This window comes from Kitasatospora sp. NPDC040550 (assembly GCF_055594965.1).
The window spans coordinates 43315-58728 of the sequence record NZ_JBVIWC010000004.1 but is presented as its reverse complement, the minus strand read 5'-3'; the positions used below and the strand labels follow the sequence as shown (position 1 = coordinate 58728).

Sequence of the window (15414 nt, the reverse complement as noted above, 5' to 3'; positions counted from 1 at the left end):
AGCGCCCGGCTCGGCTTGTATGGCCTCCGTGAACGAGCGACTTCACTCCGTACTCGCTCAGCGAGGCGTAGAGCCCGACGCGCTCGCCGAGGCCTGCGAAGTGGACCCCAAGACCGTTGGCCGCTGGCTCGGCGGGCGCGTGCCCCACCCGAGACACCGATTCCGAGTCTCTCGGTTCCTGCACGTCGAGGAGGCCTTCCTCTGGCCGAACCCGTCGGCCCGTGCGGGCCGACGGACCGTCGGGTCAGGCACTGAACTCGTCGGCACCTATCCGAACCGGGCCAGCGTGCCCCGTGAGACCTGGCTGACTCTGCTGCAGGGGGCTCGGCACCAGATCGACGTGCTCGTCTTCTCCGGGACGTTCTTCGCCCAGTCCAACCCACACGTTGCCAGGATGCTCGCCGAGCGCACAGCCGACGGGGTCCAGGTCCGACTGTGCTTCGGTGACCCGCAAGGGCAGGCCGCCGCCGTACGAGGCCGTGAGGAAGGCATCGGCGACACCCTTGCTGCCAAGATCCGCGCTTCCCTCACCTACTACCGCCCCCTGCTTCTGGAAGACGGCTGCGAGGTGAGGCTCCACGACGCCACGCTGTACAGCTCCCTCTTCCGATTCGACGACAACCTGCTGGTCAACCCGCATGTCTATGGCCAGCCGGCCAGCGCCAACCCCCTGCTCCACCTCAAGCGATTGGAGTCCACCGGCTGGTTCGACAACTACGCTCAGAGCTTCGAAGCCGTCTGGGCCGGCGCACGGTCATGGGCACCCGACCGGGAGGGGACCACCGCACATGGGTAGGACCGAGTACTACAACGACCCCGACGCCCCCAAGGCCAATACCCTCATCCCCGCGAGCAATCTGCTCGTCGTCGACGACTCCGGAGCCATCCTGCTGCAGCGCCGTCGGGACACGGGCCAGTGGGCCCTGCCCGGCGGCGCCCAGGACATCGGTGAGACCGCCGCGGAGTGCGCTGTGCGCGAGTGCCTGGAGGAGACCGGCATCCAAGCCGAGATCAGCGGCTTTCTCGGCGTCTACACCAACCCGAACCACATCGTCGCGTACACCGACGGCGAGATCCGCCAGCAGTACGAGAACACCTACATCGGCCGCCCGATCGGTGGAGAGCCCACGATCAACGACGAGGCCGACGACGTCCGCTTCGTCCAGCCCTCCGACCTCGACCGGTACGACATCCACCCCAGCATGCGCCAACAGATCGGCGACTACCTCGCCGGCACCTACCCCCACCTCGGCTGAGCCACCAGCGCCGCCTCGACCCGCGCCACGGCCGCGAGGATTCCCGGCGACGCGCGGCGGATGAACCGCCCCACCGTGCTCTCCTCCCCGTAGCGACCACGGATCTCTGCCAGGCGTGCCCCGGCCGTGGTCGGTCCACCATCTGGCGTCGTAGTCATGTCACACCACACCAGGGCGTCCACCAGCCCCTGGTCCTCCAGCAGCGGGAACTCGACCTCCAGTACCTCCCGGAGGCCGCGTTCCTCGGCTTCGAGCAGTGCGAACGAGTGGTTCGCCACCAGCCGCGCGAGTTGGTCATCAACCCTGTGGACGTCTCGGAGGAACCGTGCGCCGCCGAGCGGATGAAACCCTGTTGTCGCCAGCCTCGGCGCGTAGCCGACATCGTGCAGCAGAGCTGCTCTGACCAGAAGCCCGGCCTCCCGGCCGAGAATTCCTCCGAGGCGGCGGGCTCGCTCTGCCACACCTTGAGTGTGCGCCCAGCGGCGGGGCAGTGACTCGGCCAGCTCACCCCTCGCCACCGCTCTGGCCCACGAGGTCGGTTCTTCGCTCATGCGTCGATGGTTTCCCGTGCCGATCGGCACCATGCATGGGATCAACCGGTCCACGGTCGATCGAACCGCAATCGCCTGTTCCGAGTTGGACAACGGCCCGGCTCCCCCACCAGGGGAGCCGGGCCGTTCGCTGGCTGCGGGATCAGATCTGGATGCCGGCCATGCGCTTCCACTCGTACGGGCCGGTCTTGACCTTGAGGCCCAGCTCGCCCTCGAAGTTCTCGTGCAGGGTGAGCCCGGCCAGCTCCGCGGCGCGGCGGCCGACGGCGTAGGTGGGGGCGACCTGGTCGCCCCAGGCGCCGTCCGCGCCGACCACGACGATGCGGGTGGCCACGCCGCCGACGTACTCGACGACCGCGTCGGCGCTGCCGCCGTGCTGCTGGGCGAAGCTGGTGAGGTGCTTGGCGATGCGCTTGGCGCGGCGCTCGGTGCGGGCGTCCGGCGCGGCGGCGGTGGCGGTCTCTGCGCTGCTCATGCCCGCATGCTACCCACCGGTACGCGACCTGGCGACGGGAGCACCCTGTGCACCGGGCCACATACTCACACCATGACGTTCAATGGCTGGCCGGCCGAGGCGCTCGACTTCTACGAGCACCTCGAGGCCGACAATTCCAAGACCTTCTGGCAGGCCCACAAGGAGCAGTACGACGACGCCGTACGGGCGCCCATGGAGCTGCTGCTCGCCGAGCTGGAGCCGGAGTTCGGGCCGGGGAAGATCTTCCGCCCCAACCGCGACGTCCGGTTCAGCGCCGACAAGTCCCCGTACAAGACGCACATCGGCGCGCACCTGGAGGCCGGCGGCTACATCCAGCTCTCCGCCGACGGCCTGGCCTGCGGCAACGGCATGTACCAGCTCGCCCCGGACCAGCTGGACCGCTACCGCGCCGCCGTCGCCGAGGACGTCAGCGGCGCCGAACTGGAGCGGGTGATCGCCCGGGTGGAGAAGGACGGCCCGCACGTCCACGGCCGGGACTCCCTCAAGACCGCCCCGCGTGGCTTCCCCAAGGACCACCCGCGGATCGAACTGCTCCGCCACAAGGGCCTGGTGGCCTGGCAGGAGTGGCCGCCCGCGAAGTGGCTCGGCACCCGCACCGCCCACACCCGGATCGCCGCCTTCCTCCACGCCTCCCAGCCGCTCAGGGACTGGCTGGACGACCACGTCGGCCCGTCCGAGCTACCCGGACGGTGACACGCGAAGAGCCCCGGTCCGCCAGGACCGGGGCTCTTCGCACAGACCGGAACAGGAGCCCTACTTCACGAACGGGTCGATCGCGCACACCACGAACAGCAGCGACAGGTAGGTGATCGACCAGTGGAACAGCCGCATCTCCTTGAGCTTCGCGCCCACGATCCCGGCCTTGGCCCGCCCGTACAGGGCGTGCGCCTCGCGCAGCCAGAACCCGCCGAGCAGCACCGCGGCGACGGGGTAGAGCCAGCTCATGTGTCCGAGCGGCCAGACCGCCAGCGAGACCGCGACCATCACCCAGGAGTAGGCGACGACCTGCTTGCCGACCGCCACGTTGCCCTTGACGACCGGCAGCATCGGCACGCCGGCCCGCTCGTAGTCGTCGCGCACCTTCATCGACAGCACCCAGGTGTGCGGCGGGGTCCAGAAGAAGACCACCAGGAACAGCGCGATCGCCGCCCAGGACACCGTGTCGGTCACCGAGGACCAGCCGATCAGCACCGGCATGCAGCCGGCGATGCCGCCCCAGACGATGTTCTGCGAGGTGCGCCGCTTGAGCCCCAGCGTGTAGACGAACACGTAGAACAGCAGCGCGCCGAGCGCGAGTCCGGCGGAGAGCCAGTTGACCCCGAAGCCGAGCAGCAGGGTGGAGAGGACGCCGAGCGTGATGCCGAAGACCAGCGCCTCGCGCGGGGACACCATCCCGGTGACGATCGGCCGCCGCTCGGTGCGGGACATCAGTGCGTCGATGTCGCGGTCGATGTACATGTTGAGGGCGTTGGCGCCGCCCGCCGACAGGTAGCCGCCGACCACGACCTTGAGCACCAGCAGCATGTTCGGCACGCCCTGCTGGGCCAGGAACATCACCGGCACGGTGCTCATCAGCAGCAGCTCGATGATCCGCGGCTTGGTCAGTGCGACGAACGCGCCGACACGGGCCCCGATGGGCCGGTGCGCAGGAGTCGCCCCGGTGACCCCGGCGGGACGGGTTTCGACGGCGGTCACTAACACCCCAACTGAAGATGAAACTTCGCAGGCGTCCACAGGAACGAAGGGTCCCGAATCGTCCGCTCTGCGCGTACCACGACACCATAGACGCTCCATACATCCCAACCGGCTCCGGGGTCCCCCGGCGGGGCGGACGGCCCGCCCCCGGGTCGACCGACTGGGTGAAGCCACGAAGCGGCCCGAGCGCGCCTCCGCAACCCGTCCCGACCACCCGGGCGGCGCGCCCAGCCGAATCGGGAGAGCCTGGGACGAAACGGATCAGAACGCCCTAGTGGGAATCACCATGCGGAAATCCCGGTTGTCCCGGCACGGAGGGTGAGCCCCGGCCCGGACGGTAGGCTCGCACGCAGAAGCGGGATCTACCCTCCGTGACCGGCACCACCCACAGTCGGGACCACAGCGCCGTGGCCGACCCGGTCCCCATTCACGGGGTCACTCTTCACAATGGAAGGAGCCCTGAGACAGGGTGAGCACTGCGCCGAAGAACGCATTCGAGTGGAGCGACCTGGACGAGCGCACGGTTGACACGGCGCGGGTCCTGGCGATGGACGCTGTCCAGAAGGTCGGTAACGGGCACCCCGGGACGGCCATGTCGCTGGCCCCCGCTGCCTACCTGATCTTCCAGCGCTTCCTGCGCCACGACCCGACCGACCCGGCCTGGGTCGGCCGCGACCGCTTCGTCCTCTCCCCCGGGCACACCAGCCTGACGCTCTACACCCAGCTGTACTTCTCGGGCTACGGCCTGGAGCTGGACGACCTCAAGGCCTTCCGCGTGGCCGGCAGCCGCACCCCGGGCCACCCGGAGCACGGCCACACCGCGGGCGTGGAGACCACCACCGGCCCGCTCGGCCAGGGCATCGCCAACGCGGTCGGCATGGCGATGGCCGCCCGCTACGAGCGCGGCCTGTTCGACCCGGAGGCGGCGGCCGGCGAGTCCCCCTTCGACCACACCGTCTGGGCCATCGTCTCGGACGGTGACCTGGAGGAGGGCATCTCGGCCGAGGCGTCCTCGCTGGCCGGCCACCAGAAGCTGGGCAACCTGGTCGCCCTGTACGACGACAACCACATCTCGATCGAGGGCGACACCGAGACCGCCTTCTCCGAGGACGTCCTCAAGCGCTACGAGGCGTACGGCTGGCACGTCCAGCGGGTCACCCCGAAGGCCAACGGCGACATCGACGTCGAGGCCCTCGCCGGTGCGCTGGCCGCCGCCAAGGCCGAGACCTCGCGCCCGTCGCTGATCGCGATGCGCACGATCATCGCCTGGCCGGCCCCGGACGCCCAGAACACCGCCAAGGCGCACGGCTCCGCGCTCGGCGCCGCCGAGATCGCCGCCACCAAGAAGGTCCTGGGCTTCGACCCGGAGAAGACCTTCGAGGTCAGCGACCAGGTCATCGAGCACGCCCGCCAGGTCATCAAGCGCGGCAAGGTCGCCCGCGACCAGTGGCAGCAGGGCTTCGACGCCTGGCGCGCGGCCAACCCGCACCGGGCCGCCGAGTTCGAGCGCATCCAGGCCGGCGAGCTGCCCGAGGGCTGGAAGAAGGCCGTCCCCTCCTTCCCGGCCGGCAAGGACGTCGCCACCCGCAAGGCCTCCGGCGAGACCCTCAAGGCGCTCGGCGCGGTGATCCCGGAGCTGTGGGGCGGCTCGGCCGACCTCGCGGAGTCCAACCTCACCACCATCGACGAGGACAGCTCCTTCCTCCCCGAGGGCAACCCGCTGAAGTCGGCCGGCCCGTACGGCCGGACGATCCACTTCGGCATCCGCGAGCACGCCATGGGCTCGACCATGAACGGCATCGCCCTGCACGGCAAGACCCGTGTGTACGGCGGCACCTTCCTGGTCTTCGCCGACTACATGCGCCCGGCCGTGCGCCTGGCCGCGCTGATGAAGCTGCCGGTCACCTACGTCTGGACGCACGACTCGATCGGCCTCGGCGAGGACGGCCCGACCCACCAGCCGGTGGAGCACATGGCCTCGCTGCGCGCCATCCCGGGCCTGGCCATGGTCCGCCCGGCCGACGCCAACGAGACGGCCGTCGCCTGGCGCACCGTGATCGAGCGCCAGACCAGCCACCCCGGCCCGGTCGGCCTCGCGCTGACCCGCCAGAACGTCCCGACCTTCGACCGCGAGGTCTTCGCCTCCGCCGAGGGCACCGCCAAGGGCGCCTACGTGCTGGCCGAGGCCGGCAACGGCGACCCGCAGCTGATCCTGCTGGGCACCGGCTCCGAGGTCCAGCTGGCCGTCCAGGCCCGCGAGGTCCTGGAGGCCGAGGGCATCGCGACCCGCGTGGTCTCGGTCCCGTCCTTCGAGTGGTTCCAGGAGCAGGACCAGGCCTACCGCGACAGCGTGCTGCCGCCGTCGGTCAAGGCCCGCGTCTCGGTCGAGGCCGGCATCGCCCAGGGCTGGCGCGAGCTGGTCGGCGACCACGGCCGGATCGTCTCGCTGGAGCACTTCGGTGCCTCCGCCGACTACAAGGTGCTGTTCGAGGAGTTCGGCCTGACCGCCGAGCGCGTGGTCGCCGAGGCGCACAACGCCCTGCGCTCCCTCGAAGCCGTCAACCGCTAACGCGTCCGGGCCGCGTGCCCGCCCGCACGCGGGCACGCGGCCCCCTCTGACTACCCCACGAAGCAGAAGAAGACGAAGGACTGAAGCACCATGACTGACGCACTGAAGCGCCTCAGCGACGAAGGCGTTGCGATCTGGCTGGACGACCTCAGCCGCGCGCGGCTGAACTCCGGCAACCTGGCCGAGCTGGTGCAGAACAAGCACGTGGTGGGTGTCACCACCAACCCGACCATCTTCCAGAAGGCCATCGCCGGCAGCGGCGACAGCTCCTACGACGGCCAGCTGCGCGACCTCGCCGTCCGCGGGGTCACCACCGACGAGGCGATCCGCATGATCACCACCTCGGACGTGCGCGACGCCGCGGACGTGCTGCGCCCGGTCTACGACGCCTCCAACGGCCGCGACGGCCGGGTCTCCATCGAGGTCGACCCGCGCCTGGCGCACGAGACCGCCCCGACCGTGGCCGAGGCCAAGCAGCTGTGGTGGCTGGTCGACCGCCCGAACGTCCTGATCAAGATCCCCGCCACCCGGGCCGGCCTGCCGGCCATCGCCTCGGTCATCGGCCTGGGCATCAGCGTCAACGTCACGCTGATCTTCTCGCTGGAGCGCTACAAGGCCGTCATGGACGCCTACCTGACCGGCCTGGAGGCCGCCAAGGCCAAGGGCCTGGACCTCTCCCAGATCGAGTCGGTGGCCTCCTTCTTCGTGTCCCGCGTGGACACCGAGATCGACAAGCGCCTGGACAAGATCGGCGGCGAGGCCAAGGACCTGCGTTCCAAGGCCGCGCTGGCCAACGCCCGCCTCGCCTACCAGGCGTACGAGGAGGTCTTCGGCTCGGTCGACGGCAAGACCGCGGGCAGCGCCCGCTGGAAGGCCCTGGAGGCCGCCGGCGCCAAGCCGCAGCGCCCGCTGTGGGCCTCGACCGGCGTCAAGGACCCGGCCCTGCCGGACACCCTGTACGTCACCGAGCTGGTCGCCCCGGGCACCGTCAACACCATGCCCGAGGCCACCCTGGACGCCACCGGCGACCACGGCGTGGTCACCGGCAACACCATCGTCCCCAACTACGCCGACGCCAAGGCCGTCCTGGACGCCATCGCGGCCGCCGGCGTGGACTACGACGACGTCGTCCAGGTGCTGGAGGACGAGGGCGTGCAGAAGTTCGAGCAGTCCTGGCAGGAACTGCTCGACACCGTCACCGCCTCGCTGGCCTCCTTCGCCAACGAGCAGTGACCCCCGCTCACACAGCCAGCGCACGAAAGCGGAGCACACCAAGTGAGCACTGATTTCCCCGAGTTGACGTCGGAATCGGACGCGGACGACCTCCCGGCCGCCCCCGTCAACCCGCTTCGTGACCCCTCCGACCGGCGGCTCCCGCGCATCGCGGGGCCGTCCGGCCTGGTCATCTTCGGGGTCACCGGCGACCTGTCCCGCAAGAAGCTGATGCCGGCCATCTACGACCTCGCCAACCGGGGTCTGCTGCCGCCGGGCTTCTCCCTGGTGGGCTTCGCCCGCCGCGAGTGGGAGGACGAGGACTTCGCCAAGGAGGTCCACGACGCGGTCAAGGAGCACGCCCGGACCCAGTTCCGGGAGGAGGTCTGGCAGCAGCTCGCCAAGGGCATGCGCTTCGTCCAGGGCACCTTCGACGACGACGAGGCCTTCGACAAGCTCCGCGAGACCATCGAGGAGCTGGACAAGGCCCAGGGCACCGGCGGCAACTTCGCGTTCTACCTGTCCGTCCCGCCGAAGTTCTTCCCCACGGTCGTCCAGCAGCTCAAGAAGCACGGCCTGGCCGACCCGCCGCAGGGCTCCTGGCGCCGCGCCGTCATCGAGAAGCCCTTCGGCCACGACCTGGAGAGCGCCCAGGAGCTCAACAAGGTCGTCCACGAGGTCTTCCCGCGCGACGAGGTCTTCCGGATCGACCACTACCTGGGCAAGGAGACGGTCCAGAACATCCTGGCGCTGCGCTTCGCCAACCAGATGTTCGAGCCGATCTGGAACCGGTCGTACGTCGACCACGTGCAGATCACCATGGCCGAGGACATCGGCATCGGCGGCCGGGCCGGCTACTACGACGGCATCGGCTCCGCCCGTGACGTCATCCAGAACCACCTGCTCCAGCTGATGGCGCTCACCGCCATCGAGGAGCCGGCGTCCTTCCACCCGAAGGCGCTGGTGGCCGAGAAGCTCAAGGTGCTCAGCGCCGTCAAGCTCCCGGCCGACCTCGGCCAGCACACCGTGCGCGGCCAGTACGCGGCCGGCTGGCAGGGCGGCGAGGAGGTGGTCGGCTACCTGGACGAGGACGGCATTGACCCGGACTCCAAGACCGACACCTACGCGGCCATCAAGCTGGAGATCAACAACCGCCGCTGGGCGGGCGTCCCGTTCTACCTGCGCACCGGCAAGCGGCTGGGCCGCCGGGTCACCGAGATCGCGGTGGTCTTCCAGCGCGCCCCGTACCTGCCGTTCGACTCCTACGCGACCGAGGAGCTGGGGCAGAACGCCCTGGTCATCCGGGTCCAGCCGGACGAGGGCGTGACGGTGCGGTTCGGCTCCAAGGTGCCGGGCACCTCCTTCGAGGTCCGGGACGTCACGATGGACTTCGCCTACGGCGAGTCCTTCACCGAGTCCAGCCCGGAGGCGTACGAGCGGCTCATCCTCGACGTGCTGCTCGGCGACGCCAACCTGTTCCCGCGCCACCAGGAGGTCGAGCTCTCCTGGCAGATCCTCGACCCGATCGAGAAGTACTGGGACGCCCACGGCAAGCCCGCCCAGTACGCGGCGGGCACCTGGGGCCCCACCGAGGCGGACGAGATGCTCGCACGAGACGGCAGGAGCTGGCGGCGGCCATGAAGATCGACCTCACCAACACGACGTCCAGCAAGATCAACGCCGCGCTGATGGAGGCGCGCCGGGCCAGTGGCTCCACCGCCGCCGGCATGGTGCTCACCCTGGTCATCGTGACCGACGAGGGCAGCGCCTACGACGCCCTCAAGGCCGCCAACGAGGCCTCCCGCGAGCACCCGATGCGCACCCTCGCGGTGATCAAGCGCGCCGGCCGCTCGCCCCGGGCCCGCGCCGAGACCCGGCTGGACGCCGAGATCCTGGTCGGCTCGGACGCCGGCTCCGGAGAAACGGTCATCCTGCGCATGCACGGCGAACTCGCCTCGCACGCCCAGTCGGTGGTCCTGCCGCTGCTGCTGCCGGACGCCCCGACCGTGGTCTGGTGGCCGGACAACGCGCCGCTGCACCCGGCGCAGGACCCGCTGGGCGCGCTCGCCCAGCGCCGGATCACCGACGCGGTCACCGCCGAGTCCCCGGTCGGCCAGCTCGCCCAGCGGGCCCAGAGCTACACCCCGGGCGACACCGACCTGGCCTGGACCCGGATCACCGGCTGGCGCTCGATGCTGGCCGCCGCGCTGGACCAGCGGCCGGCCGCCATCAGCTCGGTGGTGGTCGAGGGCGAGTCCTACAACCCCAGCGTCGAGCTGCTCGGCCTGTGGCTGCTCAACCGGCTGAACGTGCCGGTCGAGCGGCGCGTCACCGGCGGCCCCGGCATCACCGCGGTGCACCTGCGCACCAAGGACGGGGACATCACCCTGGACCGCCCGGACGGCCTGATGGGCACGCTCTCCATGCCCGGCTCGCCGGACCGCCAGGTGGCGCTCAAGCGGCGCGAGACCTCGGAGCTGATCGCCGAGGAGCTGCGCCGGCTGGACCCGGACGACATCTACTCGACGGCCGTGCGCACGTCCGTCGAGCGACTGCGCGAGCCCTCGGAGCAGACCGCCCCGGCGGCCGCGGCCGAGCCCGTCGCCGACGCGGCGGCCGCGGCCGCCGACGCCGCGGTGGCCGACCCGGCCCGGGTGACCGCCGACGCGGAGAAGCCCGCCGCGAAGAAGGCCGCGGGCAAGCGCGCCGCCAAGGGCAGCGCATGACGGCCGCGACCCCGCAGCTGGTCGTCCACCGGGACAAGGAGCTGATGGCCCAGGCGGCCGCGGCCCGGCTGATCACCCGGATCGTGGACGCCCAGGCCGCCCGCGGCACCGCCTCGGTGGTGCTCACCGGCGGCCGCAACGGCAACGCCCTGCTGGCCGCGATCGCCGCCTCCCCGGCGCGCGACGCGGTCGACTGGGGCCGGCTGGACCTGTGGTGGGGCGACGAGCGCTTCGTCCCCGCCGCCGACCCGGACCGCAACGCCGTCCAGGCCCGCGCCGAGCTGCTGGACGCCGTCCCGCTCGACCCGGCGCGGGTGCACGAGATGCCCGCCTCGGACGGCGTGGACGGCTCGGACGTGGAGGCGGCCGCCGCCCGCTACGCGGAGGAGCTGGCCAAGGCCGCCGGACCGGGCGACCGGCTCGGCGTCCCGGCCTTCGACGTGCTGCTGCTCGGCGTCGGCCCGGACACCCACGTCGCCTCGCTCTTCCCGGAGCACCCGGGCGTGCGGGAGACCGAGCTGACCGTGGTCGGCGTGCGCGGGGCCCCCAAGCCCCCGCCGACCCGGGTCTCGCTCACCCTCCCGGCGATCCGGGCGGCCCGCGAGGTCTGGCTGCTGGCCGCCGGCGAGGACAAGGCGGGCGCGGTCGCGCTGGCCCTGTCCGGCCCCGGTGAGCTCCAGGCGCCCGCCTCCGGCGCGTACGGCCGCAGCCGCACCCTGTGGCTGCTGGACCGCGCCGCCGCCGAGCGGATCCCGCCGCAGCTGTACCCGCCGGCCTCGGCCTGACAGCCCGGCAGCCCGGCGGCCCCGCGGCCTGACAGCCCGGCGGCCGCACCAGCTGGGAACGCCGAAGGGCGCCCCCGTCACTCGACGGGTGGCGCCCTTTGTCGTCAGCTCCTCAGATCTCGCCGCGCAGCTTGGCCAGCGCCTCGGCGAGGATCGCCTCGCCGTCGGCGTCGGTGCGCCGCTCCCGGACGTAGGCGAGGTGGGTCTTGTACGGCTCGTTGCGCGAGGGAGCCGGCGGGTTGTGCTCGTCCTGCCCGGCCGGGAAGCCGCAGCGCGGGCAGTCCCAGGTGTCCGGGATGACGGCCTCGGCGGCGAAGCTGGGGCGCGTCTCGTGCTTGTTGGCGCACCAGAAGGAGATCCTGTTGCGCGGAGCGGACTCGCCGCGCTCCGCCTCCCCCATCGGGCCTGCCCCGACCCTGCTCCCACGGATGGCGTTGCCACTTGCCACGGTCTGACTCCCTGCGTGCTGGTGCGCCGACCCGCCGCGGTGCGCGTCGGTGGCGAAAGTCGTCCTAGTGTAAGCAGGACTTAAGGTTCCGCCACCATCGCCTCCGCCCCCGACCGTCCCAGGATAGGCGCTCGGGCGACGGGGCGTCAGGGCTGTGTCAGCTCTTGTACTTCAGGATCAGGCCCAGCGCGATGATGGAGGCGAACCAGCCGACGCCGACCACGATGGTGATGCGGTCCAGGTTGCGCTCGGCCACCGCCGAACCGCCGCCGGTGGACATCGCACCGCCGCCGAACATGTCCGACAGGCCGCCGCCCTTCCCCTTGTGCAGGAGCACCAGCAGGATCATCAGCAGGCTGAAGATGATCAGGGCAATCGAGAACCCGAGAACCACGACCGGACCAACTCTCTCGTATCTTCGGCGACGGGGCCGGGCCGCTGTCGGCGGTCCGGCCCCAAAGCCTACGTTGCTGCGGCGGCGTTAGCCTACTGCCTGCTCACGGTAGCGCACGATCTTGACGAACTCGTCGGCGTCCAGGGAGGCGCCGCCGATCAGGCCGCCGTCGATGTCGGGCTTGGCCATCAGGCCGGCCGCGCTCGACGACTTGACCGAACCGCCGTACAGCACACGGACCTTGTCGGCCAGCTCGGCGCTGTACAGCTCGGCCAGGCGGGCCCGGATCGCGGCGCAGACCTCCTGCGCGTCCTCCGGGGTGGCCACCTCGCCGGTGCCGATCGCCCAGACCGGCTCGTAGGCGACCACGATCGACTCGGCCTGGTCCGCCGGGACGCCGTCCAGGGCGCCGTCCAGCTGGGCCAGGGTGTGCTCGACGTGGGTGCCGGCCTTGCGGATCTCCAGCGGCTCGCCGATGCACAGGATCGGGGTGATCCCGGCCCGGTAGGCGGCCTTGACCTTGGCGTTGACGATCTCCTCGGTCTCGCCGTGGTACTGGCGGCGCTCCGAGTGGCCGATCACCGCGTAGGTGCACTGGAGCTTGGCCAGCATCGGGCCGGAGACCTCGCCGGTGTAGGCGCCGCCGTCGTGCTGCGAGATGTCCTGCGAGCCGTACTTGATCTTCAACTTGTCGCCGAAGACCAGGGTCTGCACCGACCGCAGGTCGGTGAACGGCACCAGGACGGCGACCTCGACGGCCTCGTAGTCCTTGTCGGCCAGCGCGAAGGCCAGCTTCTGGGTGTGCTGGATGGCCTCGAGGTGGTTGAGGTTCATCTTCCAGTTGCCCGCCATCAGCGGGAGACGCTCAGTCATGCTTTCAGCCTTCCAGGGCGGCGAGACCGGGGAGGGTCTTGCCCTCCAGGTACTCGAGGCTCGCGCCACCGCCGGTCGAGATGTGCCCGAACTTCGTCTCGTCGAAGCCCAGGATGCGGACGGCCGCGGCGGAGTCTCCGCCACCGACCACGGTGAATGCCTCGCTGTTCAGCAGGCCCTGCGCGACGGCCTTGGTGCCGTTCGCGTAGTCCGGGTGCTCGAAGACGCCCATCGGGCCGTTCCAGAACACCGTGCCCGCGTCGGCCAGCTTGGAGGCGTACAGCTCGCGGGTCTCCGGGCCGATGTCCAGGCCCTCCTCGTCGGCCGGGATGGCGTCCGCGGCGACGACCGTGGGGTTCGCCGGGGCCTTGGTCTTGAGGTCGGGGAAGTCCGGCGAGACCAGGACGTCCACCGGCAGCACGAACTCGACGCCGCGCGCCTCGGCCCGGGCCAGGTACTCCAGGCAGACCGGGATCTGGTCCTCCTGCAGCAGCGAGATGCCGACCTCGTGGCCCTGGGCCTTGAGGAAGGTGTACGCCATGCCGCCGCCGATCAGGATCCGGTCGGCCTTCTCCAGCAGGTTGTCGATCACGCCGAGCTTGTCGGACACCTTGGCGCCGCCGAGCACCACCACGTACGGGCGCTTGACGTCCTCGGTGAGCTTCTTGAGCACGCCGACCTCGGTGGCGATCAGGTCGCCGGCGGCGTGCGGCAGCAGGGCCGGCAGGTCGTAGACCGAGGCGTGCTTGCGGTGCACGGCGCCGAAGCCGTCGCCGACGTACAGGTCGGCCAGGGCGGCCAGCTGCTCGGCGAAGGCCTTGCGCTCGGCGTCGTCCTTGCTGGTCTCACCGGCGTTGAAGCGCAGGTTCTCCAGCAGCGCGACCTCGCCGTCGGCCAGCCCGGCCACGACGGCCTCGGCGGACTCGCCCACGGTGTCGGCGGCGAAGGCGACCGGCTTGCCGAGGACCTCGCCGAGCCGCTCGGCGACCGGGGCGAGCGAGAACTTCGGGTCCGGCTCACCCTTGGGGCGGCCGAGGTGGGAGGCGACGACGACCTTGGCACCGCGCTCGACGAGCTTGGCGATGGTCGGCGCCACGGCGCGGATCCGGCCGTCGTCGGTGATCGTGCTGCCGTCCAGCGGGACGTTCAGGTCGGCGCGTACGAAGACGCGCTTGCCGGCGACGTCCAGGTCTTCGATGGTCTTCACGGGTTCTTCTGTCTCCTGGGGAGATGGTTGATGCGCAGAGGCGGCACGGCGCAGGGGCCGCCTGAGAAGTCCTTGTACGCAGAACGAGGGCCCGGTCGGCACGTTGTCGCCGTCCGGGCCCTCGCCCCTACATCACGTCAGCTCCCACTGCGTCAGAGCTGGCCACCGACGAGGGTGACCAGGTCCACGACGCGGTTCGAGTAGCCCCACTCGTTGTCGTACCAGCCGAGCACCTTGACCTGGTTGCCCTGGACCATGGTGAGCTGCGAGTCGAAGATGCAGGAGGCCGGGTCGTTGACGATGTCCGACGACACGATCGGGTCCTCGGTGTAGGCCAGGATGCCCTTGAGGGAACCCTCCGCCGCCTTCTGGAAGGCCGCGTTGACCTCCTCCTTGGTGACCTCGCGCTCCAGGGTGACGACCAGGTCGGTGATGGAGCCGGTCGGGACCGGGACGCGCAGCGAGGTGCCGTCCAGCTTGCCCTTCAGCTCCGGCAGGACCAGGGCGGTCGCCTTGGCGGCACCGGTCGAGGTCGGGATGATGTTCTGCGAGGCCGCACGAGCACGGCGCAGGTCCTTGTGCGGGAAGTCCAGGGTCACCTGGTCGTTGGTGAACGCGTGGACGGTGGTCATCAGACCCTTGACGATGCCGAAGCTCTCGTTCAGCACCTTCGCCATCGGCGCCACGCAGTTCGTGGTGCAGGAGGCGTTGGAGATGATGTGGTGGTTGGCGGCGTCGTACTTCTCGTCGTTGACACCCAGGACGATGGTGACGTCCTCGTCGGTGGCGGGCGCCGAGATGATGACCTTCTTGGCACCGGCGGCGAGGTGCTTCTTCGCGGCCTCGGCCTTGGTGAAGATGCCGGTGGACTCGACGACGATGTCGGCGCCCAGGGCGGCCCACGGCAGGTTGGCCGGGTCACGCTCGGCGGTCACCTTGAAGGTGTGGCCGTCGACGGTGATGCTGTCCTCGGTGTGCGAGACCTCGGCCTGGAGGGTGCCCAGGGTGGTGTCGTACTTGAGCAGGTGAGCCAGGGTCTTCGTGTCGGTGAGGTCGTTGACACCGACGATCTCGATGTCCGCGCCCTGGGCCTTGACGGCGCGGAAGAAGTTGCGGCCGATGCGGCCGAAGCCGTTGATGCCTACCCGGATCGTCACGAACCGATCTCCTCGTTAGGTACGCCGGCGCTGAGCCGACGGGGA

At 70.6% G+C, this 15414-nt stretch carries 16 protein-coding genes; 8 read left to right on the top strand and 8 right to left on the bottom strand.

All coding sequences use genetic code 11. The features are described 5' to 3' along the window. Positions 1 to 28 precede the first annotated feature (28 nt). Together ACZ58X_RS07965 and ACZ58X_RS07960 are read left to right on the top strand one after the other, a co-directional pair. Positions 29 to 796 carry an XRE family transcriptional regulator gene (locus tag ACZ58X_RS07965; protein ID WP_470332791.1) on the top strand — a complete coding sequence of 256 codons (768 nt, stop codon included), beginning with the start codon at positions 29 to 31 and terminating at the stop codon, positions 794 to 796. Beyond that, positions 789 to 1256: an NUDIX hydrolase gene (locus ACZ58X_RS07960; protein WP_470332790.1), complete on the top strand. Its 468-nt coding sequence runs from the start codon at positions 789 to 791 to the stop codon at positions 1254 to 1256. Before ACZ58X_RS07965 ends, ACZ58X_RS07960 begins: the two co-directional genes overlap by 8 nt. Here ACZ58X_RS07960 and ACZ58X_RS07955 read toward each other — a convergent pair. Both ACZ58X_RS07955 and ACZ58X_RS07950 read right to left on the bottom strand, forming a co-directional pair. Further along, complete coding sequence (locus tag ACZ58X_RS07955; RefSeq protein WP_470333094.1) at positions 1238 to 1807, bottom strand: HD domain-containing protein; 570 nt, start codon at positions 1805 to 1807, stop codon at positions 1238 to 1240. The genes ACZ58X_RS07960 and ACZ58X_RS07955 overlap by 19 nt on opposite strands. 142 nt (positions 1808 to 1949) lie before the next feature. Next, positions 1950 to 2282: a hypothetical protein gene (locus tag ACZ58X_RS07950; RefSeq protein ID WP_470332789.1), complete on the bottom strand. Its 333-nt coding sequence runs from the start codon at positions 2280 to 2282 to the stop codon at positions 1950 to 1952. 72 nt (positions 2283 to 2354) lie between these two features. On the opposite strand from ACZ58X_RS07950, the gene ACZ58X_RS07945 reads away from it, so the two are divergent. Then, positions 2355 to 2996 (top strand): DUF2461 domain-containing protein, encoded by a 642-nt coding sequence (locus ACZ58X_RS07945; RefSeq protein ID WP_470332788.1) that lies wholly within the window; start codon positions 2355 to 2357, stop codon positions 2994 to 2996. A gap of 60 nt (positions 2997 to 3056) precedes the next feature. Here ACZ58X_RS07945 and ACZ58X_RS07940 read toward each other — a convergent pair whose 3' ends face one another. Beyond that, the gene (locus tag ACZ58X_RS07940; protein WP_470332787.1) at positions 3057 to 4004 is read right to left on the bottom strand and encodes a heme o synthase; all 948 of its coding nucleotides are present in this window, start codon (positions 4002 to 4004) and stop codon (positions 3057 to 3059) included. Between the two features lie 463 nt (positions 4005 to 4467). Between ACZ58X_RS07940 and tkt the strand changes: the two genes are divergently transcribed. The 5 genes from tkt to pgl all read left to right on the top strand — a co-directional run bounded on the left by tkt (position 4468) and on the right by pgl (position 11290). Then, positions 4468 to 6567, top strand: coding sequence for a transketolase (gene tkt, locus ACZ58X_RS07935; RefSeq protein WP_470332786.1), 2100 nt, complete (start codon positions 4468 to 4470; stop codon positions 6565 to 6567). Positions 6568 to 6657: 90 nt separating this feature from the next. After that, positions 6658 to 7800, top strand: a complete 1143-nt coding sequence (gene tal, locus ACZ58X_RS07930) for a transaldolase (protein ID WP_470332785.1) — start codon at positions 6658 to 6660, stop codon at positions 7798 to 7800. Positions 7801 to 7863: 63 nt separating this feature from the next. Further along, a complete protein-coding gene (gene zwf, locus ACZ58X_RS07925; RefSeq protein ID WP_470333093.1) occupies positions 7864 to 9420 on the top strand; it encodes a glucose-6-phosphate dehydrogenase in 1557 nt (518 codons plus the stop codon). Then, positions 9417 to 10505 carry a glucose-6-phosphate dehydrogenase assembly protein OpcA gene (opcA, locus tag ACZ58X_RS07920; protein ID WP_470332784.1) on the top strand — a complete coding sequence of 363 codons (1089 nt, stop codon included), beginning with the start codon at positions 9417 to 9419 and terminating at the stop codon, positions 10503 to 10505. The genes zwf and opcA overlap by 4 nt, the downstream gene beginning before the upstream one ends. After that, the gene (gene pgl / locus ACZ58X_RS07915) at positions 10502 to 11290 is read left to right on the top strand and encodes a 6-phosphogluconolactonase (RefSeq protein WP_045702778.1); all 789 of its coding nucleotides are present in this window, start codon (positions 10502 to 10504) and stop codon (positions 11288 to 11290) included. Before opcA ends, pgl begins: the two co-directional genes overlap by 4 nt. 112 nt (positions 11291 to 11402) lie before the next feature. Here pgl and ACZ58X_RS07910 read toward each other — a convergent pair whose 3' ends face one another. The 5 genes from ACZ58X_RS07910 to gap all read right to left on the bottom strand — a co-directional run bounded on the left by ACZ58X_RS07910 (position 11403) and on the right by gap (position 15369). Continuing rightward, a complete protein-coding gene (locus ACZ58X_RS07910) occupies positions 11403 to 11690 on the bottom strand; it encodes an RNA polymerase-binding protein RbpA (protein WP_030308030.1) in 288 nt (95 codons plus the stop codon). 205 nt (positions 11691 to 11895) lie between these two features. Next, a complete protein-coding gene (gene secG, locus ACZ58X_RS07905) occupies positions 11896 to 12132 on the bottom strand; it encodes a preprotein translocase subunit SecG (RefSeq protein WP_470332783.1) in 237 nt (78 codons plus the stop codon). A gap of 87 nt (positions 12133 to 12219) precedes the next feature. Beyond that, positions 12220 to 13005, bottom strand: coding sequence for a triose-phosphate isomerase (gene tpiA, locus ACZ58X_RS07900; protein WP_470332782.1), 786 nt, complete (start codon positions 13003 to 13005; stop codon positions 12220 to 12222). A 4-nt stretch (positions 13006 to 13009) separates the two neighbouring features. Further along, positions 13010 to 14212 carry a phosphoglycerate kinase gene (locus ACZ58X_RS07895; RefSeq protein ID WP_470332781.1) on the bottom strand — a complete coding sequence of 401 codons (1203 nt, stop codon included), beginning with the start codon at positions 14210 to 14212 and terminating at the stop codon, positions 13010 to 13012. Between the two features lie 152 nt (positions 14213 to 14364). Further along, positions 14365 to 15369: a type I glyceraldehyde-3-phosphate dehydrogenase gene (gene gap / locus ACZ58X_RS07890; RefSeq protein ID WP_470332780.1), complete on the bottom strand. Its 1005-nt coding sequence runs from the start codon at positions 15367 to 15369 to the stop codon at positions 14365 to 14367. Positions 15370 to 15414 lie beyond the last annotated feature (45 nt).